Here is a 26,810-nt window from a genome sequence, read left to right as displayed (position 1 = left end):
AATGCTAGGGCGTGTCTTCACTCGATGAGTAAGAATAATTAAGTAAGAACTATGAGGACACGCTCTAATACGATAAGAAGATTAGCCAATAAGGGGGTAAAAATGCTGGGTGGTAAACACCTTTGGCAATATAAGAATGGCGAGGCAAGATACCAAGTCAAAGGCATTAGTTAAAGAGATTTTTTGCTAAGGATTGTTAATTTGATATCGAACGGACGATATCGCGTCAATCGCGCTCATCTAGATCGTATATCTAAAAACCTCTAAATAAGAGATAATAGCCGCTATAAAACCATCAACTCATATAACAAGGCCGTCCTGCATGACCAAAGAAAACCCTTATCACTTTTTGCCGTTACAACCCACTGGCAGAAACGAGACCGACAACGTAAACACCTATTCTCCTGAAGACATGATAAAAATATACGAGCAGCAGTTTCTCACGCACGTGCCTGAAGACCAGCTAAGCGAGTTTTTGCCCGCACTAAAGCAATTTTATGATATCGATGACAATACGTTGGACATCGCTGCGGTCATCTTTGATGCCATAGCGGATGCGGCGATTATCTATAATCACAAGGTAAAAGCAGGCGGTTATCAGATATTAGGCAGCTTGGTAACAGAGCAGCTGGAGTACGAGCAAGCCGAAGACAGTAACGAAGGCTCAAATTCAAATGACAGCTCAGACAATCAAGCCTATACCATAGACTGTATGCGTACGTTTTTTATCAATGATATCGAAATACCGTACCACTTTAATCTATTTATCCAAGGCGACGGTTATTCTACCTTGACCGAAAAAAACACCGTGCTAGAAAAGATATACTGGCTGGTCCATGGTGAGTCTGAAGGCGATTTAGACGATACAGCAACTTCTTTAGCATCTATTAACGAGGCGCTAGCCAGCTTACGCATCAGAGCGATGGATCTAAACACCATCCATCAGTTGCTCAATTATATAGAAGATCATCTGCTCGATGACGACATGGCAGACACGCTAAATACTCTGATAGATGCCGCTGAGTAGGTCTTGTCTTATGAGTATGACTCATGACTCACCGTAAGTGTGAATACGCGACAGCCGTTGTCGCAGATGATATAAATACACTGTATTTTTATCAATCTTTATATTATAGTTATTGAGTCAGGCAGCAATAATTCTAAAAACCATAACCGGATATAGTTGGTTTACTTTAAAAACGATACAATGCAGCTGGTATGAGTTTTGCGCAGCATCTGTCAGCGTAGACACAGTAAGCAAGGAAAATTTATACCAGTTGCCCGTTCATATGAGCATATCGATTTTATTTAGAACTGACTATAAACAACAACAGGGCAAACAGTGAACCCTCGGGGCGCAATGCCTCACTTTTTCACTGAGTTGTCTTTAATGATGCTATTTTCGTTTTATCTTATCTTCTTTTGCCTGTACAAATCCAAAAAAACTTAGTTGTTAACACACATAAAACTAAAAAAACGCTCGTTAGTCTGGCAAAAATGTTGACGATGCGACAATAAAAAGCAGCGTCTAAAAGCCAGTTCACCATAAAACTGCTGCCTTGCCAAACCGATTAATCTACTTCTCTTTATAAATACTAACTTATAGATAATAACGTCATTTAATAAAATGGCGAACAGACTTGGCTTGCTCAAGATCGGCATCAAGCAAAGAGCAACCAAAAAAAAGTGACAAACAAACCAAAATCAAAATCAAAATAATAAGGATATGACAATGACAAAGTTAACGTATGAATTTGAGCAAAAACGCGTAGACAATATGCAGTGGGCAGGTCGCTCAAAACTGTCTGGGTTAACGGCATTGGCCAGTGAGCAAGGGCGAGTACGAAAAAAACCCTTGTTTTATCTCGAAAGTGTGTCGGTAGACAATTATGTAGATGACATTTATTTTGTGAATAATAGCGATGAGACGCTGAGCTTTGTCGCGCTATTTATGCCTTATCGAAACATAATAGAGGCAGGGGCCAAGCTCGGTGATATCAGTGAGGAAAATCTAAATAAAGTAAAGCTTTATAGTGATGACATGGACCGTTTATACACCGATGTACTACCCAACCAAGGCGTGCGTATCGGTAGCAGCCATATCATTTATGACAGTGATGCGCTGATGCAGTGGCTGATACACCTGCCCTTTAAGGGGGCTAAGACGCATTACGCCATTTGGCGCTTTAACGTGGTGGAGAAAGGCGGTATAGGTGGGTCTTATCCACTGCTATGGGAGGATTTTAGTAAGCCCTTACCTATGGTGAGTAGCGAATGTCTATTTGAAAAGTCCGAAATGCCGATAGAGGCCAGTGTTTACGAGGAGCGTTGTGTGCTGCTTGAGCGGCTGATTGACGCATTTGGGGTGACCAATGCCATATTTATCTTAGCGATTAACGATGTGCTGTATCGTTACTGCGTGGGCTGGAGCGCGCCTTATAGCGAGTCGGATATACAGGCGCAAGACATCGCGCTCAAACTAAAAAAGCAAAAGCCAAAAGATGCGCAAGCGGTAAAAGGTATTATCCAAGCTGTTTATGACTTTTGGTTTAATGAGGATTTTGCAAAAAATATCTCGATGCAGGCTTGTGAGGAGGTTTTGGCTTTATACCAAGCGCAGGTCGCTATAGTCGATTCTAAATAAAAGAATCATACGTTTATTGATCAGCAAGGCCGATAAAAATTTTCTGGCGTGCTGTGCCTACGCAGACAGAGGTTGCAAAAATTTCTATCAGCCTTGCTATAACATTTTTATAGTGAACTGACTATAGCCAAAAAGCAGTTTAATCTAATTTAAATCTATAAGCCAAGCTGTTGAAAAAAATAAATAATTATTAAAAAAAGGAGAACGCTATGATGTTTCCTATCGAAAACAATGACACGTTTTTGTTGTTTTTTCATGGGCTTGACTCAAGCAATGAGACCAGCAAATATACCTGTATCACCCGTGAGCCAAAATATTGCCAAACGGTCAATTACCGAGACAACTTTGCAGAAGTATTTGAGATTTATGATGCCTTGATTCGTGAAAAAATAACACAGTATCCGCGCGTGGTGCTGGCAGGGCATTCGCTGGGCGGCTGGTTTGCCAATCATTTCGCCCACCAATACAACTTGCGGGCGCTATTGGTTGCGCCTTGTATCTATCCGAGTGAGGTGTTGGCCGATCGTATTCCAAACATCTCTGATATGAAGCTGTCTTTTCCGACATCAAACACCGAGATGATGCGAGTCATGATGGAGGTCGACGATGAAAGCTTGGATGTGGCGGTGGCTAGACGAACTTTGGTCAATCTGCCTGAGAGCTGGGAAGTCGATTACTTCGACGGCGGTCATCACCGTATCGCCCGCAGTAGTGATATCTGGTATCACTTGGTTCACCTATGCGAAGATCCGATCGTTTGGGTGGATGACGCAACCTACTATGGAGAGGACTAAAGAGCGGGGGTGAAAATTAAAGGATGGACTTCATCTAAAAAAAGCAGTTATTTGAGAGTAAAATAATTATTCACAAACAGACACACAGTTCCGTATTTATTTACGCTTATCTGATGTGCTATCATCATAAAACGATTTATCGTGGGTTTAACAGTTTTGTATTGCCAATCACTATTGACGACGATGATGTCAATTGAATGATGGCGTACAAACCTTGCAACTTCCAGCACGATATAAAACAACTCTGGTAAAGCGCATGAGCCTGTACTCCGACATCCTCATTTGTGCCTGATTTTATTATTTTTCGTCGGAGTTATAGGAATCTAAGGTGTCCACCATCATGAGCCACTCATCTCATCTTTCTAAATACACTCGTCACTATCGCCCGCAGCACCCGCTTGCTCAGTATATTGTTACTCAAATCAACACGCTAGAGCTGCGTGCACCAGATATCATCAGAGCCATGGGCTATCCGTTAGGCCATACCATACCTGCTTGTGAGCGCTTGCGCCATGTCTTGTGTCATCGTCATCTTGGGCTTGATGACAGTTATATGGACAGATACTTTAGTGCTGATGCGTTTTTGGCCACGCTGTTTGAGATACTTGAGCTACCTTATGAGCCATTTGCAGAAGATATCGCCCAGATTAAAGCTCAAGTGGCGCAACGCTCTGATACTTTGCCTCACTACCGCCTGCGAGCGCAGGTCGATTTTGCGTTTGTTGACGGGGCCAATTGGCTGTCTCGATGGGGGGCGGCGTTGGCAACTGAGGTGCATTTGCCAAGTGGGTTTGTGACATTAGATGAGCGCGAGCGCAAGGCGGCGATCAAGCAGAGTATCCGTGAGCATTATCGGCAGTTTGATGGTCATCTGCCTTACAACGGGGTGATTCAGGGCTATCAGCTGATGGTGCTGCAGCAAGATGAGGTCATCGAAAAAGTAGCCTATGGACTGCCGACCTCTAGCAGTGTGTAAGAATTTACTCAATAATCTCGAAAATAGTTTGCATAAAGCCTCACTAAATGGTGGGGTTTTTTTGTGGCACTGACTTGTTCGTAGTGTCTTGCGCAAGTGCTATTAGTGGCCTAGTATGAGTCTCATGCCAAAGCCAAAAGGTACGAGTTTTACCTTTATTTATTCAATATAAACCACCCACCATGTCAAGGAAGACACCATGAGTATCGAAAAATTTACCCCAAACTGGATGACCGAAGAGCATCAGATGGTCTATGACAGTGCGCTTAAAATGTTTAAAAGCTGGCAGTCAAAGGACGAAGAATGGCGCAAAAACGGCATGATAGACCGTGCCGCGTGGGAGGAAGCAGGGGCGATGGGGTTCTTGTGCGCATCCATACCCGAAGCGTATGGCGGCGGTGGCGGTGATTTTGGTCATGAAGCAGCGCTGCTGTATGCACAGGCAGAGGCCAATCAGCCAGGCTTCGGCGGTATGGTGCATTCGGGCATCGTCGCGCCGTATATCTTAAAGCATGGCACTGATGAGCAAAAGACAGAGTGGCTACCTAAGATGGCAACGGGCGAGTATGTCGCGGCCATCGCCATGACCGAACCTGGCACAGGCTCAGATCTGCAGAACATCAAAACTTACGCAGTCAAAGACGGCGACGACTATATCATCAATGGCTCCAAGACCTTTATCACCAATGGTCAGCATGCCAACCTTATCTTGCTAGCCTGTAAGACGGATCGCGAAAAAGGCGCGCAAGGGGTCTCGCTCATCGTGGTAGAAACCGACAAGGCCGAAGGGTTTGAGCGTGGTCGCAATCTCGACAAAATCGGCATGAGCGCACAGGATACCTCAGAGCTGTTTTTTAGCAATGTCCGTGTGCCACAACGCAATTTGTTGGGTGCTGTTGAGGGTAAAGGTTTTATTCAGATGATGGAGGAGCTGCCACGTGAGCGGCTTATTATTGCCTTATCTGGGGTAGGCGCGATGAAGCTGGCAATTAATTTGACGTTGGACTATGTCAAAGAACGTGAAGCCTTCGGTAAGCCGGTTTGGCGCTTTCAAAATACACGCTTTAAGATGGCCGAGTGCTACGCAGATTATCTCGCTGCCAGTAGTATGTGTGATGCTGCTGTCGATGCTATGTTAGAAGGCAAGTTAACCGTCCCACATGCGTCACTGATTAAGTATTGGGTCACCCAAAAGCAGTGTGAGGTGATTGATGAATGCGTGCAGCTATTTGGTGGCTATGGCTATATGACCGAATACCCCATCGCGCGCCTGTATGCTGATGCTCGTGTGCAAAAAATATACGGCGGCACCAATGAGATTATGAAAGAGCTGGCCTCACGTTTTATGTAAATGGTGGTCACTTATTCTCAATCTGGGTTTATAGCTCGGTGTATTTAAGATAAAGACAGATGTAGATTTATACGGATTTAACAATAAAAAAGGGATCTTTATGACTGAGACTGCGTATATTTATGATGCGATTCGTACCCCGCGTGGTAAAGGCAAAAAGGATGGCAGCTTATACCAAGCGTCACCGATTTGGCTGACACGCACGTTACTGCAGGCGCTGCAGCAGCGTCATCACTTAGACACCAGCCTAGTTGACGACGTGGTGCTTGGCTGCGTGACCCCTGTTGGCGAGCAAGGCTCTGATATTGCCCGTATTGCGGTGATAGATGCTGGCTGGGCGCAAAATGTGGCGGGCGTGACCTTATCTCGGTTTTGCGCCTCGGGCCTTGAGTCTATTAACTTAGCTGCCGCCAAAGTCATGTCAGGTATGGAGGATATGGTGGTCGCAGGTGGTGTGGAATCCATGAGCCGCGTGCCGATGGGCTCCGATGGCGGTGCTTGGTATATGGATCCGAGGGTCAATGAGGCGACGCATTATGTGCCGCAAGGCGTTGGCGCTGATACCATCGCCACGCTAAAAGGCTTTAGCCGCAGCGACGTCGACGCCTTTGCCACCGTGTCGCATCAACGGGCCGCGCACGCTTGGGAAAATGGCTATTATGACCACTCTGTCGTCCCTGTCTCTGATATCAATGGCATGCTGCTATTGGCGAAAGACGAAACCATTCGCCCAAATACCAGCACTGAGGCGCTAGCGGCTCTCAATCCTTCCTTTGCGAAATTTGGCAAGATGGGCTTTGATAGTGTGATTTTGGACAGATACACCACCATCGAAGCTGTCAATCATGTGCATCATGCAGGCAACTCGTCAGGTATCGTCGATGGTGCGGCGCTCTGCTTGGTCGGTAGCGCTGCCGCTGGTAAAAAGGCAGGACTCAAACCCCGTGCCAAAATCACCATGGCCTCAGTCATTGGCTCAGAGCCAGCCATTATGCTGACAGGGCCGACGCCTGCCTGCCAAAAAGCCCTCAAAAAGGCGGGCATGCAAGCCTCCGATATCGACTTGTGGGAGATTAATGAGGCGTTTGCTGCCATACCACTCAATACTGCCGATGACTTGGGTATCTCTCTGGATATCGTCAACGTCAACGGTGGCGCGATCGCCATGGGTCATCCGCTTGGAGCCACGGGCGCAATGCTGATGACCACCGTCCTTGATGAGTTAGAACGCCGTGATCTCAACACCGCGATGGTTACCCTATGCGTCGGCGGCGGGATGGGTATTGCCACCATCATTGAACGCGTATAGCGCTAATAAGTTTTTATTAAAATATATCGAAGTAGAATAATATTAAAAGGACTTAATATGATCACAAACAGCATAGATGCCATCAATGCACTGAAGCACTTTTCTGCCGAATCTGATAATGGAGTTGTTACTGTCACGATTGATCAAAGCCACCGCAAAATGAACGTCATCGGTGATGGCTTTACGGACGCCTTTGCTGTGCTGACCGATAGCTTTATCAATGACGAGATGGCTATAGGCTTGATCCTGACATCAGCAAAAGAAACCTTTGTGGTGGGCGCTGATATCGACCAGTTGGCGAATATAGAAACCGCCGAGCAAGTCTTTGAATTGGCCGAACATCTCAAAGACAGCTTACGCAAACTTGAAACTTCAGGCAAGCCAGTCGTTGCCGCGTTAAATGGCACAGCGCTGGGTGGCGGTTTGGAGCTGGCATTGGCCTGTCATTATCGCATCGCGATTGACGATCCCAAGACCTTACCTAAACCCAGGCTGGGTCTGCCAGAAGTGAAGCTCGGCTTGCTACCAGGGGGCGGCGGTACTCAGCGCCTACCGCGTTTGGTCGGTATTCCGGCAGCGCTTGAGCTGATGACCCAAGGTAAAGCGTTACGTCCAGATGCTGCTAAAGGCATCGGTCTGATCGATACGATTGCCACTGATCAAGCAGACATGCTACAGCAGGCCAAAGACTGGATAAAAGCCAATCCACAGGCGCAGCAGCCGTGGGATAAAAAAGGCTTTAAAATCCCAGGCGGCGACAGTCAGCATCCCAAAAACGTGCAGCTATTTTCTGTAGCGCCGGCTATAGCCAATCAAAAATCCCACGGCAATTATCCAGCGATTACCCATATCTTATCTTCTGTGTTTGAAGGCGGCCTTGTAGACATCGACACTGGCCTTGAGCTTGAATCACGCTTTTTTGCTGCTTGTGTGTTATCAAGTGAGTCCAGAAATATGATCAATACCCTTTGGACGCAGCTAAACAGTATCAAAAAAGGTCAGTCGTGTCCTGATGGCTTTGATCGCACGATCACCAAAAAAGTTGGCATATTAGGGGCGGGCATGATGGGCGCGGGCATTGCTTATGTCACTGCCAAAGCGGGCATCGACGTGGTACTGCTCGATACCGATCTCGCAGTGGCTGAAAAAGGCAAAGCCTATTCTGGCACCATTTTGGATAAAGCCATTAGCCGTCAGCACTCGACAGCTGAGAAAAAGCAGACACTGCTAAATCGCATCACGCCGACCACTTCTTATGAAGACTTAGCAGGCTGTGACCTTGTCATTGAAGCGGTGTTTGAAAGCCGTGAGATTAAAACTAAATGTACCCAGCAAAGTGACGCGGTGATTGCTGGGTCGGCTGTCTATGCCTCTAATACCTCGACACTACCGATCACTGGATTGGCTCAGGCCAGTACGCGCCCCAAGCAGTTTATCGGGCTGCATTTTTTCTCGCCAGTCGACAAGATGCCATTGGTGGAGATTATCATGGGCGAGCAGACCGATGATGCCACCTTGGCAAAAGCCTTTGATTATGTGCTGCAAATCGGCAAGACGCCCATCGTCGTCAATGACAGTCGCGGTTTTTATACCTCACGAGTATTTAGCACTTATGTGTCAGAGGGTATCGCTATGCTAGGCGAGGGCGTGCATCCGCGCAGTATCGAGGTCGCTGGCCTAAAGGCAGGTATGCCGATGCCGCCACTGGCGTTACAAGACGAGGTCTCTCTCAGTCTAGCGCTGCACGTGAGCGAACAGCAGCAGCTAGATATGGCTGCCGAAGGTAAGCCCGTATCCGTGCGCCCTTCGTACGAGATACTCAAAACACTGGTCAAAGCCCACAAGCGCCAAGGTAAAAAGACTGGCAAAGGCTTTTATGAATATCCTGATGAGGGCGATAAATACCTGTGGCCTGAGTTGCTGAATTTATATCCACCACGCGCCCAGCAGCCAGCCCAGCAAGAGCTAATCGATCGCTTGATGTTTATTCAAGCCAATGAGTCGGCTAAATGCTATCAAGAAAATGTCGTGCGCTCTGTCGCGGATGCCAATATCGGCGCTATCTTTGGTTGGGGTTTTGCGCCGCATCACGGTGGTACGCTCCAATTTATCAATGCCATGGGGCTAGAGGCGTTTATCAAGCGCAGTCGTGAGCTTGCTGAGCAATACGGCGAGCGTTTTCAGCCAGCGCAAATAGTGCTCGATATGGCGGCTAAAGGTGAGGTGTTCTCTGATGACTAATGTAACGACTGACTTGATGACTGATTCAATCATAAACTCCATGGCAGACTGCTTACAAGGGCTGCGAGTGGTCGATTTGACGCGTAACTTACCAGGGCCATTTGCCACGCGCCTGCTGGCCGATTTGGGTGCAACGATCATCAAGATCGAACCCAAAAATGGCGACCCTGCTAGAGCCTTCGGTGAGCTGTTTGCCGCATTAAACCATGGCAAAACTACCGAAAGACACGACTTTCGGGACCCCAAAGGCATTGCGGCTATCAAAGCGCATATCAAAGATGCTGATGTCATGCTCGATAGCTTTCGTCCTGGTGTGTTAGCAGGCATGGGATTGGATGCCAAAACGCTGCATGGGCTTAATTCAAAGCTTGTAATGGTATCAATCACTGGCTACGGCGTGACGGCTAAAGCGTCCAATGAGAGCGCTGCAATAGATGCGAGTGCGATCAATCACCCACGAGCCAGTCATGATTGGGCGCATAAAGCTGGCCACGATATCAACTTTATGGCGATGAGTGGTGTCCTTGACCAATTAAAAACCGCAAGTGGCGAGCAGGCCATGCCCAATGTACAATTTGCAGACTTGGCAGGCGGCAGTGATACTGCTGTCATTGCGCTGCTCGCTGCAGTGTTTGCCGCGCAGCGTACCGGCAAGGGTCGTCATATCGCGGTCAGCATGACCCACAGCTTATACCAGCATCTGGTCATGCCCAAGGAAACGGGCGCGCTGGTTAAAAGCTTTTCAAGAGACATGCCTGCACCGCATCTTGATTTTTTGGGCGGGCTATTGCCTTGCTATCGTTTGTACAGAACCCTTGATAATCGCTATATGGCGGTTGGCTCATTGGAGCTGAAATTTTGGCAAGGGCTGTGCGAGGCGTTGGCACTGCCAGCACTAAAAGACAGCCATTGGCAACTTGGCGTCATGCCAAACTCCCCTGAGAGCCAAGCAGCAGCGAAGGCTGTGAGTGATGCCTTTGCCAGTCAGACACTTGCCCATTGGCAGCGGCATTTCGCACCCATTGATGTCTGCGTTACCCCAGTGCTTAGCTTACAAGAAGCCAAAGCGCATCCGTTATTTGCACATCAAGACAAGTACTACTCAACGCCTGGGTGGCAGCTGGTCGAGTGAGACTGTATGCAATGTGCAGCGGTTGAGGAAGATAAAAGATAGGCTAGATAAAATAACAGTGACCAAGGACGTCTTTAAATAAAAAGGAGTTTACTTATGAAAGCAATTACCCGTTTTTCCAATAGCTTGATGGAAAAATACTTACCTGATCCATTTTTGTTTGTGTTGATATTAACCTTAGTGATTTTTGTGATGGGCTTAGGGCTCACTGAGTCATCTCCTATAGAGATGGTCACGTATTGGGGCGATGGGTTTTGGGCGCTGCTGGCGTTTTCGATGCAGATGGTGCTGGTGCTGGTCACAGGATTTGTGCTGGCAAGTAGTCCGATATTTAAAAAAGGCTTGGGTCACATTGCCGGTTTTGCGCATTCACCCAGTAGTGCGATTATATTGGTCACCCTCGTGTCTCTAGCAGCAAGCTGGATCAACTGGGGTTTTGGTTTGGTAATTGGCGCGCTATTTGCCAAAGAATTGGCCAAGCGGGTTCATGATGTCGATTATCGTTTATTGATTGCCAGCGCTTACTCAGGCTTTATCATCTGGCACGCTGGGTTTTCAGGATCGATTCCGTTATCAATTGCCACAGAAGGGCATCCGTTTGTTGATACCATTGGTGTTATTCCAACGAGTGCCACCATCTTTGCTGGCTACAACTTAATTATCGTCGCGGCATTGGTGATTATCGTGCCTCTACTAAACCGCATGATGATGCCAAAAAAAGAGGACACCATCACGGTCGATCCGAGCGTGCTTGTGGACCCGGTCGCTGAGGCGTTGCCTGCAAAGTCAGAGATGACACCTGCCGAGCGTTTGGAGAATAGCTGGGTTTTATCGATGGTTATTGGTGTGTTAGGCATTGCTTTTATTGTTTATTATTTTGTCCAAAATGGGTTTGCCCTAACGCTAGATTTGGTGAACTTTATGTTCTTATTTCTCGGCATCATATTTCACGGAACGCCCCGCAACTACTTGATTTCTATTCAGGAGGCGGTCAAAGGTGCAGGCGGTATCATCGTTCAGTTCCCGTTTTATGCCGGTATCATGGGGATGATGACTGCCTCTGGGCTGGCAGGGGTGATGTCAGAAGCCTTTGTCAGTGTGTCGACGGCGCAGACGCTACCGCTTTTTGCTTTTTTGAGTGCAGGACTGGTCAACTTTTTTGTCCCCTCAGGGGGCGGGCAATGGGCAGTGCAAGCACCCATTATGTTAGAGGCGGCCGACATGCTGGGCAGTGATCCGTCACGAGTGGCGATGGCGGTGGCATGGGGCGATGCGTGGACCAATATGATTCAGCCGTTTTGGGCACTACCGGCTTTAGCCATTGCAGGACTCAAAGCCAAAGACATCATGGGTTTTTGTGTCATCGTGCTGCTAGTCAGTGGTGTGGTGATTGGGCTGGGCCTATTGTTTTTATAAATGCTGCTTTTATAAATGTCGTTTGTATAAAGTATAAATAAAGCCAGACCTTACCTGCTTTAGGGGTGAGGTCTTTTTTTATGTTAGTCTAGGGCGTGTCATCGATTAGCACATATAGTCGCTTGAAAAAAACGGCTAAGCCTCGCTGTCTAAATGATGACATGCCCAGTGATTTTGATTTTATTGTGAGAAATATGATGAGACCTTCTTTGCCGCTCTTATATTCTTTTCGCCGCTGTCCTTATGCCATGCGTGCTAGGCTTGGCCTTGTGTTTGCAGAGCAGCAAGTGATGCTGCGCGAGATTGTCCTAAAAGACAAGCCGCCGCAGATGCTAGAGCTTAGCCCAAAAGGCACGGTGCCTGTGCTACAGCTGGCTGATGGTACTGTGATTGAAGAGAGCTTTGATATCATGATGTGGGCGCTAGGCCAACATGATCCAAACCGTTTGCTTGACGCTCAGATGTTGTCTCAGGCCAATGCCCTAATCGATAAAAACGATAATGAGTTTAAGCATTGGCTGGATCGCTATAAGTATGCGGATCGTCATCCTGAGATGAGCCAAGAAGAGTATCGCCAGCGCGGCGAGGCGTTTTTGCAGATATTGGAGACGCAGCTGACCAATAGCACTTATCTACTCGGAGATGGCATCAGCGTTGCTGATATTGGTATCATGCCCTTTGTCCGTCAGTTCGCCCATGTGAATCGCGAAGTATTTTACCACTTGCCGTATCCACACCTGCAGCGCTGGCTGAAGCATTGGCTGGCGCATCCGCTGTTTTTGCAAGTGATGACGAAATATCAGCCATGGCAAGAAGGAGACGAGGTAGTGATTTTCCCATCTTAGCTCATCTTAGCTTTGTCCCAGCCCAGTCCTAGTCTGGGATTTACTCATGTCGCCAATATACCTTGACCACCACATCGCTACGCTCAAGCCCCAGTCTTTTTTGTAATAAAGGGCGGAGCGCCTTTGCGGTTTTTGCCTCTAGCGCGCCCCATACTTTGTCGATCTGCAATGGCTGCTTGGCTAAATAGTCCGCCAGTTGTCTGTCGATCTGCGGTGCGACGTTTTGCCCTACCGAGGCAGGATTCATTATCATAGGCAGTACGGTAAAGTGACGATCAATATGACGTCGGGCACTGTTTTTGCTGCTGTCTTTGGCATCGATGCTCGGTGTGATGTCATCAAAATACTCTTGGTCAGCGGCATTTTGGGTGACACAAATGATCAGCGGCGGCGTTGGGTTGTCCCATAGCTCTAATAAACGTGCTGCTGTGGGCATGGAGGTCTCATCGACGATCAGTAGTGTCTGTCCTGTGTGTAAATGCGCCACTTTTTCAGGAAACTCTCGTTTGGTGACCACAGTGTCACCTGCCTGCAGTGCCATGGCCCAATTGCCGCCTGAGGTATCGCCATGCAAAAAAACATCGACCCATGCTCGCACGCCATCAGCGCTCCGCCATGCTTTTCTTAAGGTGTAGTAGACCTGCGCTCTAGCAGGCTGCGTGGTGTTTTTGCTAGGCTGGCTGCTGCTGGCTGTCCTCGCGTTATGCGCCAAATCGAACAAATACGCGTAGCCTGCCTCGTTTGTAGGCACGGTATCTGGGCTAGAGCTGTCATGACGATGGTTTTGTGAGTCCATACTAAGCTCAAGACGCAGCATGTTTTCACTGACTTTATAGCGGCGCTCTACGACAAAGACCTGCCGAGTCAGCTTGATGGTTTTTTTACCCAGTTTTTTATCTGCTCGCTGCCTCAGCAAAATATACTGCTCTTGTAGCTCATCGACTTGCGTGAGAGGGGCGGCAAAACCAATAAAGAAAGACTGTGGTTGCCAGTGGTTGTCTTTGGAGTCGATAGGCCGCGTCGCTAAGGGTTTGGCTTGCAGGCAGATACCTTCTGCATAAATCGCAGTTAATTGCGCCTCTGTATGCTCAAGCTCAGCTGCCGATAATGGGCTAAATGCCCGCACAAACCCAAGCAGCTCATCGATGTGTTCTTCATTGATGTGAGCGATGATGCCCGCTATCTCAGGGTCGTTTAGATCGGTATAGAGCTGGGCTTGATCGTCTAAGTCGGGGGTAGTTACAAAAGAGGAGGCGGGGGTCATAGACATACTCACAAACAACAAACATTCAAAAAAGTACTTATATTAAGGGTAATGATAATTGTTTTTGTTACCATTTACGAGTTGAATTTACTAAATTTCTAAAAAGTAGACAGACTGGCAGGTAAAACGATTTATATCGTCTCTTATAACTGGGATAATGTGGTTGTAGTCAAATCTAAATAAATCAGATACATGGCTATGTTTATTTTAGAAACCTCTTTTACTGATATGTCGAATGAGAACCCATAAGTTATGAGCACTGATGTTAAGACCCCTTTGACTTTTAGAAGATATCCATCGACGACCGCTTTGCAGTGTTTTGAGACGGCAGCTCGGCATTTGAGCTTTACCAACGCCGCGCAAGAGATGCACATGACGCAAAGCGCTATCAGTAAGCAAGTCGCGCAATTAGAGGAGATGCTGAACCTGTCGCTGTTTTATCGGACGCCGCACCGCATCTCCTTGACGCCCGCTGGCAAGACTTACTATTTAGAGGTGTTAGAGATTCTCAAACATATCGAGGCGGCGACTACTAGTCTAATGTCAAACAATGATAATTCAGAAGTGCTGAAAATCGTCTCGCATCCGACCTTTTGCTCGCGTTGGCTGATGCCTGCGCTCAACGGCTTTGGCAGGGCTCATCCGTTGATTAATCTAAATATTAAAGAGCTGGCGGGGCCGTTTTTTTCTGAAGATCAAAATGTCGATGTGGCGTTTTTGTATGGTGATGGGATTTGGGGAGGGATGGAGTCCATCAAGCTGTTTGATGAGTATAATGTGGCGGTTTGTCATCCGGATTATTTGGCTGGCAAAGCGCCTTGTACGAGCAACATCGCTCAGTGCACTTTACTACAGCTCAGCTCTCGCCCCAGCGCTTGGTATGAGTATTTTAGACAGCAGGATATTCGTATCGAGGGCACCTTTGTCGGTCCACGTTTTGATACTTTTCATACGACTATTTCGGCGGCATTACTCGGCTATGGTATCGCCTTGGTGCCACTGCGCCTAGTAGCACCAGAGCTGCAGTCAGGGGCCTTGGTGCGTGCATGGAATTATGCAGCAAAGGGTCGGGGTGCTTACTATATATCTTATCCATTATCTTTGGGTAATTCGCACAAAGTCAAAGTTATTGTAGAGTGGATCTCAACTTACCTGCAACACTCAAACGACCCTCAGCAGGACATAGAGTGTGCATGGTAAGCTAAAAAATAAATGCATGCTTTTGGGTGTCAGCTCATTGTCAATGCTTTGTTGATGAGGTTTGATAATCGATGGGCTAAGCAGGTGCTGCTACCAGCTTGCTACCTGCCTGACCACCGGCCGACTTATGGCCGGTTTTTTATGCCAATGACAAAAAGGAATGATGCCACAACTATTCTTCGTTTGCTGATGATAGGCGGGTTTGCTCAAATTATATCTATCTAGTCAAGGAAGATAAGAGACAGCCATGGAGCAGCAAAAACACCTGAATAATAAAGGATACATACTTGTGAGCCATACCTTTATCAGTAGCGATGATATTCGCCACAATTTTTCTATCGCCATGTCAGAGATGTACCAAAAAGAAGTGCCGTTATATGGTGACCTCATCGATTTGGTGAGCGAGGTAAATACCGACGTATTAAATAAACAGCCTGATATCAGGCAGCCGCTTGTGCACACCGGAGAGCTTGATAGGCTAGGTATGGAGCGCCACGGTGCGATTAGATTGGGCACCGCCGCTGAGCTAAGCATGATGCGCAGGCTATTTGCGGTAATGGGTATGTATCCTGTAGGCTATTATGACTTGGCGCCTGCTGGCGTGCCTGTGCATTCTACGGCGTTTCGAGCGCTTGAGACATCGTCATTAAATAAAAGCCCATTTCGCGCATTTACCTCTTTACTGCGCTTAGATTTGATCGATGATGAGGCCTTACGGCAAGAGGCGATAGCGGCGCTAGATAAGCGCAAAATATTTACAGATGATGTTATTAGCTTGATTGAGCGCTTTGAGGAGCAGGGCGGGCTGATGGCGGCAGACGCTAAGCAATTTGTTAAAGAAGCGTTAGAGACTTTTCGCTGGCATGACAAAACGTCCGTGTCAAAAGCGCTTTATCAGCAGCTATTAAGCCAGCATGGACTTATCGCCGACGTCGTCGGTTTTAAAGGCCCGCATATCAATCATCTGACACCTCGAACCTTAGATATCGATGCGGTACAAGCTGGTATGCGAGCAAAAGGCATCCCGCCAAAAGCCATTATAGAAGGGCCACCGAGACGGAGATGTCCTATTTTATTGCGTCAGACCAGTTTTAGAGCATTAGAAGAAGCGGTTAATTTTAAAAATCCAAAAGGCGGCTATGAAACGGGGCATCATACTGCGCGTTTTGGTGAGATTGAGCAGCGCGGTGTGGCTTTAACGCCCAAGGGCAGAGCGCTGTACGACCAATTGCTTAGCCAAGCACGCCGCCAGTTAGGGGCGACGCCAAATGCCGATAACGCCTTGGAGTATTATCAGATTTTAGAAAGTGCATTTGCAGCGTTCCCTGATGACTATCAAATGCTACACGATGAAGGGTTGGCGTATTTTTACTATCAAGCGGTCGATAGCGATACAAATAACGCGCAAACGCTAGATTCTATAGACGTAGAAAACATAGACGTAGAAAACGTAAATGACCCTTTATCAAAGCAAGTGGTTACTGATTTGCTTGAGCAAGGGGCTATTCGTCTTGAGCCGATTGTCTACGAGGATTTTTTACCTGTCAGTGCGGCGGGGATTTTTCAGTCCAATTTGCATGACGACAGCACAAACGACAATGAAAACGACGAAAACAGCGGCAAGCAAAGCAATGATAAAGGTCATACCAATAAAGACGCCTTTGAGAAAGCTTTGGGCGCTCAAGTCTACGATGAGCTCGCGCTTTATCAAACGCTACAAGCAGAGAGTCTCAAAGCGTGTTTACACAGGTTGATGCAACTTACTGAATAAAAAAAGACAGTAAGCAGGGCGGGTATGCCCAGAGGTTTGCCTGCCATTCCAAAAAGGAATGACAGTAAGAAATTAATTATTTTGCAACTTGCCTAGACGCAAGTTAAGTTAATAAGTCTCTCAAGGAAGCATAAACCAATATAAAAGGATTGATTATGATCAAGCAGTATATGGCCGCGATGGGTGTCAAAGAGGAGCAATATCAAAATGGTGACTTTGAGGTAACTAGCCCGATTGATGGCTCGGTGATTGGCAGCATAACCTTGGACAGCGTTGATGAGGTCAACACCAAGATTGCCAATGCCAAAAAAGCCTTTAAAGAATGGCGCGTGGTGCCTGCGCCAAGACGCGGTGAGCTGGTGCGTCTGCTTGGTGAAGTGCTGCGCGAGCACAAAGAAGACCTAGGGATGCTGGTGTCATTTGAGGCCGGCAAGATTAAAGAAGAAGGCCTAGGCGAAGTGCAAGAAATGATCGATATTTGCGACTTCGCCGTTGGGGTGTCGCGTCAGCTTTATGGTTTGACGATTGCATCAGAGCGCCCAGGCCACCACATGCGCGAGACATGGCATCCGCTCGGGGTGATTGGTGTCATCTCAGCCTTTAACTTTCCCGTTGCGGTTTGGTCGTGGAATACCGCGCTGGCTATCGTCTGTGGTAACCCTGTGATTTGGAAGCCCTCAGAAAAAACCCCGCTCGTCGCTTTGGCCTGTCAGGCACTGTTTGAAAAAGCCTTGACCAAATTTGGCGATGCGCCAGACCATCTATCACAAGTCTTACTCGGTAAAACGGATGTCGGTAACGCCTTGGTTGAGCACAAAGACGTGGCTTTGGTGAGCGCCACCGGCAGCACGCGTATGGGCCGAGAAGTCGGGCCAAAAGTTGCCAATCGCTTTGGCAAATGCTTGCTTGAGCTTGGCGGTAACAACGCCATGATTTTGGCTCCGACTGCCGATTTAGATTTAGCGTTACGTGGTATTTTATTCTCCGCGGTTGGGACGGCAGGCCAGCGCTGTACGACATTGCGCCGTCTATTTGTCCATGAATCTATCAAAGACGATATCTTACCGCGCATCAAATCTGCTTATGAAACCGTCAGCATCGGTCATCCACTAGAAGGCAATCTGGTTGGTCCACTGATCGATGAAGACAGCTTTAACAATATGCAAGCAGCGTTAAAAAAGGCGCGAGACGCAGGCGGCACGGTCACGGGCGGCGAGCGCGTCCTTGCAGACAAATATCCTAACGCCTATTACGTAACGCCTGCCATTGTCGAGTTTGACGAGCAAAACGATGTCGCCAGAAGCGAGACGTTTGCGCCGATTCTGTATGTCATGACCTACCAAGACTTTGATGAAGCCATTGAGATGCAAAACGATGTGCCACAAGGCCTATCATCATGCGTGTTTACCAATGACTTGCGTGAAGCGGAGACTTTCCTCAGCGATCGCGGCAGTGATTGCGGTATTGCCAATGTCAATATCGGTACCAGTGGCGCTGAGATCGGCGGGGCGTTTGGCGGTGAAAAAGAAACCGGCGGTGGCCGTGAATCTGGCTCTGATGCGTGGAAAGTCTATATGCGCCGCCAGACCAATACCATCAACTACTCAAAAGAGTTGCCACTTGCCCAAGGCATTAGCTTTGGTTGATAAAAAGGTGAGTACAGACTTTTGCTAATCTGATGTATTTATAAATAAACTGCCAAGCCTAATTTATAGAAGCTTGGCAGGCCAAAAATAATAAGCAATCATGGATTGGTTGCCACTCCCATCGACGACTACTAAGGAAGGTAGAACTATCATGATCGATGATAAATCGCACGACCCCGATGTAGATGGCTATGGCCCATCTTCTAGCTTTTTACTGGATATTGCCCCTCTGTTACTGACTGCTATCATTCTGATGATACAGTTCTTTGTCTTCAAAGATTTTACCCCTCACATTCCTCTTGCTTGCGGTATTTTAATCACCGGCTTATTTATGAAGCTGCGTGGCCGTCATTGGCAAGGTATGGAAGAGCGTTTTTTAAAGGTCATCAAAATTGGTTTACCTGCGATGATTATCTTGATGGGCGTGGGCATGCTCATTGGTGCATGGATTATCGCCGGAACCGTGCCGACCATTTTGTATTACGGCTTTAGTATCTTTTCCCCTTCCTCGTTTTTATTTTCTGTTTGTATCATTTGCGCCATTATCTCTGTCGCTACGGGCACCTCGTGGGGAACTGTGGGTACCGTGGGTCTTGCGATGATGGGTATCGGTTTGGGGCTTGGTATCCCAGCACACCTAACGGGCGGCGCGATCGTTTCAGGGGCCTTTTTTGGTGACAAAATGTCGCCGCTATCAGACACCACCAACCTAACGCCTGCTGCGGCGGGCGTCGATCTTTGGGATCACATCAAGGGTATGTTACCGACGACCGTTCCCGCCATGATTACCGCTTTGGCTATCTATGCATGGATAGGCATGGGGTATGGTGATGACAGTATTGACTTGTCGTCTATCCGCGCGCTACAAGACAACCTAGCGGCCAATTACAATTTAAGCATCGTCACTTTGCTACCGGCAGTGGTGGTTGTGGTGGCGGCTATTATGAAGATGCCCGCGATACCAACGGTATTGAGCGGGGTCTTTGTCGGCTCTGTGATAGCTGTGTTTATGCAGGGCGTGGCGGTGAGTGAGGTGTTCGATGTGTTACAAAACGGATTTGTCAGTGAGACAGGCTTTGAGGTAGTGGATCAGCTGCTGTCAAAAGGTGGTGTGATGTCGATGACGTGGGTCATCAGCTTGACCATTTTTGCCTTGGGTTTTATCGGTGCGCTTGAGCACTACGGCACGCTTAGGGCCATCATGGCAAAGATTAATAACTTTGTAAAATCGCGTCTGGGTCTGGTGTTTACCACGTACGGCAGTGTGCTCAGTGTCGGGACACTCATCGGTGATGTTTATACCACTTGTGTTTTGCCAGGCCGTTTGTTGCAAGACAAATATAAAGAGATGGGCTATAAACGTACGACATTGACGCGCTCTATCGAAGACGCTGGGACGCTTTTGTCGCCTCTCATCCCATGGAACATGGGTGGTAGCTTTGTGGCAGCGACACTCGGTATCGCCACCTTGACCTATGCGCCTTTTGCCTTTGCCTGCTGGTTGTCGCCTTTATTTGGCCTGCTTTGGGCTTTCCTTGATAAGTTCATACCGCGTGAAGAGCCGGCCACAGCAAAGCTCGACACCAATGCTTCACTCAGTGAAGTATGCTAAAGGGAGTCTGATATGTTGCAAGAGCAGTGTTTGTGGAACATGACGGCGCCTACTATTGACGCATATAGCCAAATGAGTAGCGATACCCAAGCGGCTGTCTGCGTCATTGGGGGCGGCTATACTGGACTGTCTGCAGCAATTCACCTGGCTGAAAAAGGCATCAAAGTCGTCTTGCTTGAGAGTCAAAGTATCGGTAGTGGCGGCTCAGGGAAAAGCGTGGGTCTGGTCAATGCGGGTACGTGGGCGCGCCCTGATGATTTGGGGGTTAGCCTAGGCGAGGCAGATGGTGAGCGCTTGACCGCAGCGCTTGGTCAAGCGCCGGGTTTGGTGTTTGACTTAATCAAACGCTATGATATCGACGCGCAAGCAACCCAAGCGGGCAATATTCATATGGCGCACAATGCCAAAGGTGAGATCGATGTCGATATCAGATACGAGCAGCTCAGTCGCCGCGGTGCTAATGTGGAGGTATTGACAGGCAGTAAGTGTCATGAATACTGCGGTACCACTAGTATCAATAAAGCTTTATTAGACCACCGCGCAGGTACCATCAATCCACTGGCTTATGTCCGAGGGCTTGCCAAAGTCGCTGCAAATCTTGGCGTGACGATCTATGAACACTCTGCTGTTGAATCACTAGAAAAAGTAGGCGGTCATTGGTACGCCAGAACGGCCAAAGCATGTGTCAAATCTGAGCGTGTGATTATAGCAACCAACGCTTATACCGAAGGCGAATGGACAGATATCGCCAAGACTTTTTATCTGGTTTATTACTATCAGATTGCATCCGAACCGCTGAGCGGTGCAGCGGCAGAGCGCATACTGCCCTACAAAACAGGTGCCTGGGACACACGTCTGGCGCTATCTAGCTTTCGCCGTGATAACGATGGTCGATTGCTATTAGGTACCGTCGGTGGCATGCAGATGAAGCCCAAATCCTTTTATCAATCGTGGGCCAATGCGGTGCAAAAAAGCTACTATCCAGATCTGCCCGCGTTTGACTGGCAGTATGAATGGTGCGGTAGCTTTGGCTTTACCCAAGATCATATCTTTCGCGTGATGGAGCCAGACGAAGGCTTGCTGACGGCGACGGCTTATAATGGTCGCGGCATTACCACTGGTACGCTTATGGGTAAATGCTTTGCAGACTATATCGTGACCGGAAAAAGAGACAGCATTCCTCTGCCTTTCAAGACTTTAGAGGAAGCAAAGGTGACTTTTGGCGGTATCAAGTCTGGGTTTACAGAGCTTGGCCTCACACTGTATCACGCTGGTCAATGTCTCAAGATCATCAGATAGTTTGGTTATTTGCATAGTGAGGTTATTGATTTAGTTAAAATGATAAACCGTGATAAAAGCTCTAAAAATGGTGGGTTGCTTATTAGCTTTTTTAATGTCACATTTAAGAATTGTTCATAATAAAATAACAAAACAGATTAAGGATAATTATGCAGATTTTAGACATTCATACCGTAAAAAAACAGCTAACCATGCCGATGGCCATCAGTGCTATCGAGGAGCTGCTGAAGAGACAAGGCGAGCATCCGAGCTGGATTAAAACACCTGAGCGCCTAGTCATTCCTACTTTTCAGGAGAGTGATGTAAACACCTCAGGCTCGCATTTGTCGATGCCGTCAGTGGTTTTTGATGGTGAAAACGAGTATGCAGTCGTCAAGCTGGTCACCATCTGTCCCGACAATCCTCAGCGCGATAAACCAACCACCATGGCCGCCATCACTGTCTCAAATAATGAGACAGGCGATATGCTGGCTTTTTTGGACGGAATATATATCACCCAAGTGCGTACCGCCGCGCTGTCGGGGATAGCGACTAAACATCTGGCAAATCCACACAGTCGGGTGGCAGCAGTGGTCGGTACCGGCGGGATGGCATATGAGCAGCTAAACGCTATTCTTACCGTACGTACAAATATCAAGCAGGTGAACCTTTGGAACCGAACCAAGCAGACCGCGCATAAATTTCAGGAGAAATTTAAAAAAGACTATCCACAATGGGACGTTGATTTTACGGTGTGCGACGATATCGAAGCGGCAATCAGAGACGCAGATATTATCAATCTGGCCACACGCGCGACGGCAGGACTGTTTGAGGCGGCGCAGATAAAGGCAAATGCTCATATCAATGCGGTGGGTGCTTATCAGGCCACGATGAAGGAAGTTAGCAACTCAGTGATAGAGGCCAGCACGTCTGTGATCATTGATGATGCTGAAGGCGGCTTACATGAAGCAGGGGACTTGATACAAGCGCATGAAGACAGTGATAGTGCTTGGACATGGGATAGACTCACTGGCACATTGGGGGACTTGGTTAATAAAAAAATTAGCCTCGATGTGAAGGAAGATAAAGGTATGACGCTGTTTAAATCAGTGGGCGCAGCCAGCTTTGATGCAGCCGTCGCTTTACAGGTAGCAAAAAAAGCCAAAGCAAAAAGCTTGGGTCAATGTGTCACGCTATAAGGGCTGAGTATTTATCCTTATACAATCAATCCAACGTAACACTGACACACACCATGTCATGTCCGTATTTTAAAATAAGTGAACTTAAGTGTCCTCAACTCAATCAATAGTCATCTAAAAGAGATAAAAATGGCCGTTATAAAATATCCGTAACTCTTTTTACCTTTTATATTCTCCTGACTTTATCAATGGCTATTGATAATCATAGGCTTAAGAGTTGACAATATTTCAATAAGCACTATACTTTTCTCACGTGGCAGCCCATAACTTTTGTTGATAATGCTGTTGTTTTACGCTCAACCTAACTACGATGAGAATCCCAGTTATGCTTTCACAACGCGCTCGTCTGCATCAGCTCTATGTAGGTGCAGATGTCCTGCCTTTTGACGCCTTATACCCAGTCACCTTTTTATGGCAGAGTAGTATCCATCAACACGCGGTGGGCAGTATACTGGCTTATACTCAGTGTTTTTTGGATAGCGACGCTTGTTTATCACTCATCGGCACACCAGTTTGTCTCACCACGCTTACCGCCGCTCGCAAACCCACTTATCGCTGTGGACATATCAGAGCCGTCCACTACCAGCACTCAGATGGTGCTATTCACTTTTATAGCTTAGATGTTGCCAGCCCAGATTGGCAACTCACTCAGTCTATCCATACCCGCAGCTTTGTGAACCAGTCTACGCTCGATATCATCACCGCGATCCTTGGTGATTATGACTTTGAATGGCAGCTCTCAGACCCACTCTTATCATCAGAACAGCTGACCGCACCACTCGCCATGCGCAGCCAATTTGATGTGAGTGACTATGAATTTATCACAGGATTACTGGCAGATATCGGCATATCGGCTTTATGGATAAACGGCGACTCAGCCGACAATCTTGGTCACTGGCAGCTAATCAACACTTTAGAGGATAGCACGCTTGAGCCAGTAAGCTACCGCTATGCTGCGTCTTCCGTACAGTCCGGTAGTGATATCGTGGACGAGCTACAGATCAGAGCCAAGCAACGCGGCACCTCTATTGTGGCAGTACGCGCTGATGGGTTGTCAGCGGATACTCTCTATGAAGGCCAAGCTTATGACGATTCTGCACTGGCTATGCAAGATAAGACCGTCTTATTAGGGGCGCCGTCTCGAGTCGATAGCGATGCTGCTGCCACTCGTATGGCCAAGCAGTGGGTCGCTGCTAATACCTGCAATAGAGAGTATTACACCGCTGCTGGTTCGATGCGCGGCATGCATATCGGCAATCGCGTGCATATCGATAACTTATCGACTGTTCACACTTTAGCAAGCTATTGCACCGCACTTACTATGATCGGCATCGAACCAGATAGCGACAGCGTCTCTTACCATCATGCTTCTTTTATAGCGGACTGGCTCACTCGTACTAGTAAACACGCCCATCAAAGCAGCCAACAGCAAACCGACATCCTGCATACTGTCAGCACCGTCCATCAGTCGTATGCAGCCATTCCCCAGTACGGTATCGACATCGCACAAGACACAGGTGTATGGGTAATCGCCACACTATTAGACTCTGCTATTCCATACTGTCCCTATCCCAGCAAGCATGCCTTTGTCAGCAGTACCTATACAGGCGTTTCCCAAGCCTGTACCGGTGATCAAACTACCTCAGCGAGTCCAAGCTATGCCTCAGAGGTGACCGATGACGGTCTGCAGCGCACCATCACCACTCCGGTATCTGCTGGTATCAGCCCGCACGACGATGGGGTGACGCCACCGCTGCGCAGTTTGCAGTTGTCCTCAGGTGCCACTCACGGTTGGCAGTTTACCCCAAGACTCGGACAGTCGGTGCTGCTCAACCACTGGTACGGCGATAAGGACAGCCCCGTCATTAGCCGTAGCCTCTATGACGGTATCGGCATGGGCGACACTGATGATAAAGACATCACTTCCCGTGATAGCGGACTCTCCAATCGCCACAACCTACAAAACGGATCCTCACCAAGATGGCATGGTGGCGGTCTGGGACATTCGCAAATCAAGGATGATGACGCGCATAGCGGCTGGATAACCGGTATCGCTCAATACGGACTTAACGATCAATCTGAAGTCAGCCTTCTGTTTGATGACACTCCAAACCAGATCAGCATGCAGTGGTCGGTCAACACTGCTAGTCGTGCCAACGCCCAAACCCCCACCAGCACCAGCAGTGCTACTTTCTCACCAGATGAGCACATCCTTGAGCTTGGTGTCCTACGCCATCGCTACAGCAACCATCAATCGACAAGCAGCGGACAGGGTATAAACCTTGCCACCGATCACGGGCTACAAGCCACAGCGGATAGCGGAGTCTTGCTCTCCACCTTTGGTATCCGGCACAGCCAATCCGAGCATGAATCGGCGTGGGTCAACGACGCAGGTCAGCGTCAGCTGAAACTGGGTGCTGAGCTGAGCGAGACCCTGATGGAAGCCAAACAAGCGCACTTGCAATCCACCCAAGAGATCAGTAGTGCGAACGCGTCTATAAAAGCCTTTGAAACCGCAGCGCAGGTGATCGATGAGACGCTAAATACGGAAGTGCTTGGCGCAGCTGATGTACTTCTAGTCAGTCGTGACAGTATCCTCGCCTCAAGCAGCAATACCCTATGGACAGCCAAGACCATCGTACGCCAATCAGGCGCTACCCAATCGGATGTGGTGGCAGGTAACTATACCTTAACGGCAGATCGTATCGAGTCGCTGTCAGGGATAGCCGGGCAAGCCGCTCTATCAGGACTGAATATTAGTGCTAATACCAAGCCCGTGGCGATACAAGCACAGGGCGGTGAGCTGCAATTGCACAGCCAGCAGGGTATGACCATCGGTAGCGAGTCGGGTCAGGTGAATATCGCAAGTCCTAAGCGCATTAAGTTTCAGACTAGCGCGGGGGCGTCGCTGACGATTGATGAGAGCGGGATTAAGCTCGTTTGCCCGGGGGAGATTAAGGTGAATGCGGTGAAGAAAAGCTTGGTGATGGGTGGTAAGGTTAATGCGCCTATGATTGCTTTACCAACGTCGGGTTTGTTTAGTAAAGCATTTGATCTTAAAAAACTCATTCCTCAAGATTTAATAGATCAAGGTATTAGCTATAAGCTTATTAATAAGACAAGAGGCACAGAGGTTGAAGGTAAGCTTGATGAAGAGGGTCAGACTTTAAGAGTGTTTGGGGATAAAGCTGAGAAGGTTGAGTTAGAGATTCTTGGCAACGTGAACCACAAAGGAGAGATTAAGGTCACTGATGTATCAGATCAGATAGAGTGTGATAACTGCTCTATTGAAGACCTATTTGAAGATTGTGGCGATAATCATGCACATGATGAAGACGACTTTGACTGTTAAACCTCTTAGTAGAGTAAATTTATAGGATAATCTATGTACTTATTTAGAAACAAAAATCTATGGCTTTTCCCAGTATTTTTCTTTACCGCATCATTCATTAGTGTAGTTCATGCCACAGATGAAGAAGGTTATCAAAGCTATATAGATAGCATACCACGCGTTCAGCTCAAGATGATTCCTAATTCAAAAGAAGAAGTAAACGAATCTTTCAACCAAACTGATGAACCAGACTCAATGAGCTATATCGATAAGCTAAATGAAGAACTGGCAATCAATAAAGTTCCTTTTCGGTATATAAATGATGAGTATGGCGATGGGAAATTTACTACTTATCCATTTGAACTAGTGAATGAGAAACTGCCAACAATAGAAGGTAGTAATCCTAATTACAATAGTAGATATGACAAAGCCTTCCAAAAAATGATTTATAAACTCGTTAGCCCTATCAGTTTAGCTGACAAAGAGCTTTATGCTATGGGATCACAGCGAGAAGGAATATACATACAAGACATAAACACTGATAAAAAGTATGTGTTTAATAAAATCTGCTTTGATAATAAATGTGCTATAGGTCAAGTCTTCTATATCTTTGACCCAAAAAGCTACGAAATGACAGGCATGCTTTATGATGGTTGTTCGTTTATTAAAAATGACATAACAGGTAATGATCAACGTACTAAAGAACTATTACAAAAATATATCGATGTACAGAACCCTCTAGACTATAGTTATGCTCCTGATGTTTGTAAAAAGCAGTTGTCGATAGCGGAGAAAAGATAA

Annotated in this window: 19 protein-coding genes; 18 read left to right on the top strand and 1 reads right to left on the bottom strand. The window is 47.5% G+C overall.

Going from position 1 to position 26,810, the window contains the following annotated elements; genetic code table 11:
- The first annotated feature begins 322 nt into the window (after nucleotides 1-322).
- From J3491_RS08695 to J3491_RS08650, 10 genes are all read left to right on the top strand, one after another.
- Nucleotides 323-1,027, top strand: coding sequence for a hypothetical protein (locus J3491_RS08695; RefSeq protein ID WP_207969869.1), 705 nt, complete (start codon nucleotides 323-325; stop codon nucleotides 1,025-1,027).
- Between the two features lie 705 nt (nucleotides 1,028-1,732).
- Nucleotides 1,733-2,644, top strand: coding sequence for a hypothetical protein (locus tag J3491_RS08690; protein WP_207969867.1), 912 nt, complete (start codon nucleotides 1,733-1,735; stop codon nucleotides 2,642-2,644).
- A 209-nt stretch (nucleotides 2,645-2,853) separates the two neighbouring features.
- Nucleotides 2,854-3,438, top strand: a complete 585-nt coding sequence (locus J3491_RS08685; protein ID WP_100749267.1) for an alpha/beta hydrolase — start codon at nucleotides 2,854-2,856, stop codon at nucleotides 3,436-3,438.
- A gap of 340 nt (nucleotides 3,439-3,778) precedes the next feature.
- Nucleotides 3,779-4,414, top strand: a complete 636-nt coding sequence (locus J3491_RS08680; protein ID WP_100749268.1) for a hypothetical protein — start codon at nucleotides 3,779-3,781, stop codon at nucleotides 4,412-4,414.
- A 199-nt stretch (nucleotides 4,415-4,613) separates the two neighbouring features.
- Nucleotides 4,614-5,765 (top strand): acyl-CoA dehydrogenase family protein, encoded by a 1,152-nt coding sequence (locus J3491_RS08675; RefSeq protein ID WP_207969866.1) that lies wholly within the window; start codon nucleotides 4,614-4,616, stop codon nucleotides 5,763-5,765.
- Nucleotides 5,766-5,865: 100 nt separating this feature from the next.
- Nucleotides 5,866-7,074, top strand: a complete 1,209-nt coding sequence (locus J3491_RS08670; protein ID WP_207969865.1) for an acetyl-CoA C-acetyltransferase — start codon at nucleotides 5,866-5,868, stop codon at nucleotides 7,072-7,074.
- 57 nt (nucleotides 7,075-7,131) lie between these two features.
- Nucleotides 7,132-9,315 (top strand): 3-hydroxyacyl-CoA dehydrogenase NAD-binding domain-containing protein, encoded by a 2,184-nt coding sequence (locus tag J3491_RS08665; protein WP_207969863.1) that lies wholly within the window; start codon nucleotides 7,132-7,134, stop codon nucleotides 9,313-9,315.
- A gap of 16 nt (nucleotides 9,316-9,331) precedes the next feature.
- Entirely contained in the window at nucleotides 9,332-10,447 is a 1,116-nt protein-coding gene (locus tag J3491_RS08660; RefSeq protein ID WP_207969862.1) for a CaiB/BaiF CoA transferase family protein, read from the top strand.
- A gap of 96 nt (nucleotides 10,448-10,543) precedes the next feature.
- Nucleotides 10,544-11,863: a short-chain fatty acid transporter gene (locus J3491_RS08655; RefSeq protein WP_207969860.1), complete on the top strand. Its 1,320-nt coding sequence runs from the start codon at nucleotides 10,544-10,546 to the stop codon at nucleotides 11,861-11,863.
- Between the two features lie 194 nt (nucleotides 11,864-12,057).
- The gene (locus J3491_RS08650) at nucleotides 12,058-12,708 is read left to right on the top strand and encodes a glutathione S-transferase (RefSeq protein ID WP_243456269.1); all 651 of its coding nucleotides are present in this window, start codon (nucleotides 12,058-12,060) and stop codon (nucleotides 12,706-12,708) included.
- Nucleotides 12,709-12,748: 40 nt separating this feature from the next.
- Here the strand turns inward: J3491_RS08650 and J3491_RS08645 are convergent, their stop codons facing one another.
- On the bottom strand, nucleotides 12,749-13,978 hold the full coding sequence (locus J3491_RS08645; protein WP_207969857.1) for an SIP domain-containing protein: 1,230 nt from the start codon (nucleotides 13,976-13,978) through the stop codon (nucleotides 12,749-12,751).
- A gap of 246 nt (nucleotides 13,979-14,224) precedes the next feature.
- Between J3491_RS08645 and J3491_RS08640 the strand changes: the two genes are divergently transcribed.
- From J3491_RS08640 to J3491_RS08605, 8 genes are all read left to right on the top strand, one after another.
- Nucleotides 14,225-15,172, top strand: a complete 948-nt coding sequence (locus tag J3491_RS08640; RefSeq protein WP_075101175.1) for a LysR substrate-binding domain-containing protein — start codon at nucleotides 14,225-14,227, stop codon at nucleotides 15,170-15,172.
- A gap of 289 nt (nucleotides 15,173-15,461) precedes the next feature.
- Nucleotides 15,462-16,943, top strand: coding sequence for a 2-oxoadipate dioxygenase/decarboxylase HglS (hglS, locus tag J3491_RS08635; RefSeq protein WP_424108353.1), 1,482 nt, complete (start codon nucleotides 15,462-15,464; stop codon nucleotides 16,941-16,943).
- Between the two features lie 155 nt (nucleotides 16,944-17,098).
- Nucleotides 17,099-18,589 (top strand): L-piperidine-6-carboxylate dehydrogenase, encoded by a 1,491-nt coding sequence (gene amaB, locus J3491_RS08630; RefSeq protein WP_207969854.1) that lies wholly within the window; start codon nucleotides 17,099-17,101, stop codon nucleotides 18,587-18,589.
- Nucleotides 18,590-18,740: 151 nt separating this feature from the next.
- Nucleotides 18,741-20,201: a Na+/H+ antiporter NhaC gene (gene nhaC, locus J3491_RS08625; RefSeq protein ID WP_207969853.1), complete on the top strand. Its 1,461-nt coding sequence runs from the start codon at nucleotides 18,741-18,743 to the stop codon at nucleotides 20,199-20,201.
- Between the two features lie 12 nt (nucleotides 20,202-20,213).
- Nucleotides 20,214-21,500: an L-pipecolate oxidase gene (gene amaA / locus J3491_RS08620; protein WP_207969852.1), complete on the top strand. Its 1,287-nt coding sequence runs from the start codon at nucleotides 20,214-20,216 to the stop codon at nucleotides 21,498-21,500.
- Between the two features lie 149 nt (nucleotides 21,501-21,649).
- Nucleotides 21,650-22,678, top strand: a complete 1,029-nt coding sequence (locus J3491_RS08615; RefSeq protein ID WP_207969851.1) for an ornithine cyclodeaminase family protein — start codon at nucleotides 21,650-21,652, stop codon at nucleotides 22,676-22,678.
- A 325-nt stretch (nucleotides 22,679-23,003) separates the two neighbouring features.
- On the top strand, nucleotides 23,004-26,030 hold the full coding sequence (locus tag J3491_RS08610; protein WP_207969850.1) for a contractile injection system protein, VgrG/Pvc8 family: 3,027 nt from the start codon (nucleotides 23,004-23,006) through the stop codon (nucleotides 26,028-26,030).
- A 33-nt stretch (nucleotides 26,031-26,063) separates the two neighbouring features.
- Nucleotides 26,064-26,810 carry a hypothetical protein gene (locus J3491_RS08605; protein ID WP_207969849.1) on the top strand — a complete coding sequence of 249 codons (747 nt, stop codon included), beginning with the start codon at nucleotides 26,064-26,066 and terminating at the stop codon, nucleotides 26,808-26,810.

It is taken from the genome of Psychrobacter halodurans, assembly GCF_017498075.1.
Lineage (GTDB): Bacteria > Pseudomonadota > Gammaproteobacteria > Pseudomonadales > Moraxellaceae > Psychrobacter > Psychrobacter celer.
Note: the sequence above shows the minus strand (reverse complement) of the source record. Positions and strands in the feature narration are given on the sequence as shown.